We start from the raw sequence: 1384 nt of genomic DNA, 5'->3' as shown, positions 1-1384 counted from the left end.
CGGCCGCGCGGCGACCCGGCTGCTCCAGAAGGCCTGACCCCCGCCTGCCGCCCCGTCATCGCGGTAGGGGCGTTGGCCGCGGGCAGGAGCGGCACACCCAGCCTGACCGCCGGACCGCCGACGGCCGACGGAGGGTTTCGTGGCCTGCCGCGCACCGGATGAGATGGGGGACGTGGACGCCCTTCCAATCCGATTCCAGAACGGCGGCGCCCGCCGCCGAGAGCCGCTCCCGGAACGCGGCTTCCGCCGCCTCGGGGCACCTGCCGGCGCAGACCCGGCAGATGCCCTGGCCCTGCTGAACGTTGGCCGGGCGAGGGGTCACGAGGTGGCCGGCGGCGCAACGTACGGCGTGCGGCGCCGAGTTCCCGAGCCACGTCTGTTCCAGGAGCTGGGCGCCGGCATCGGCGAGTCGGGCCCGGAACGCGTGCTCCGCGCGTAACGCGTGCACGGGGACTGTCGGCTGCACGTTCTCTCCCGAATCGTGGGAGATATACCGTACGCCCCACCGCGCCGGCCGAAACCCGCCCGGGGGGTGATCCAGCCCTACGAGGCCAGGACGCTGATTCACGAACCGAGGAGAGCCGAAGTGCACGACGGACCGCGGACAGCGGAAGCCCTCGATGTCCTGCGCGCCGAGCTGGAGGCCGCGCGATCGGCGAAGACCGAGTCGACCACGCGGGCCGCATGGTCGGCCTTCACGCGATTCGCGCGGCAGCGCTTTGCCGCCGCGCCCACCTCCGACTCGGACGGCTTGCTCTTCCAGTACGGCACGTACGCCTTCAGCGGGCGTCCGATGTTCACGGTGGACCTCACGCGACAGTTCGACATCACCGACGACGGCGGTGAGCACGACCACTACCTACAGATGTGCCCTCCGAGATCGAGGTGTACGAGGAGCCGGTTTAGGGCGTCACGCCAGCAGGGTGTGGACGGCGGCGAGCCGGATGGTCCGCCGCGGGTCGAACGCGGAGTTCACGGTGCGGATCACACCCGTTCCGGACTCTGTGCACCGTGCACCGCGAGCCGTATGATCGGCGGCCGACGAGTTGGGGGGACGGATGGAAACGTCAGGGTTGGCAGCCGCCGCGTTACGTGTGCTCACCGGGGCCGGTGGTGCCACGGAGGCAGGGGCGGCGGCGACGGCCGAGGTGTGCGTCCTGGTGGAGGACCGGCTGCGGGCGACCCCGCTGGGAGCCGCGGCGCTCACGAAGTTGCGGCAGGAGCCGGGTGCCGCGTCGATGGGCATCGCGCAGTCCGTGCTCGCGGACGAACTCGCCCGGGACGGCGCGTTCAGCGCCCTGTTGACGGACAGGCTGCTGCAACTCCTGGGGCCCGAGGCACTCGGGGTGTACGGTTCGGCGCCGACGGCCACTCCGCATCACGG

Annotated in this window: 1 pseudogene; it reads left to right on the top strand. The window is 71.9% G+C overall.

What is annotated here, in order from left to right:
* Positions 1 to 1073: 1073 nt before the first annotated feature.
* Positions 1074 to 1384: pseudogene (locus tag AB0O29_RS35920) on the top strand (hypothetical protein); the annotation flags it as partial.

Origin of the sequence: Streptomyces sp. NPDC089915 (assembly GCF_040684675.1) — a bacterium.
In the GTDB taxonomy this organism is placed as follows: domain Bacteria; phylum Actinomycetota; class Actinomycetes; order Streptomycetales; family Streptomycetaceae; genus Streptomyces.
The sequence above is the reverse complement of the archived record's forward strand: the minus strand, read 5'-3'. Positions and strand labels throughout refer to the sequence as shown.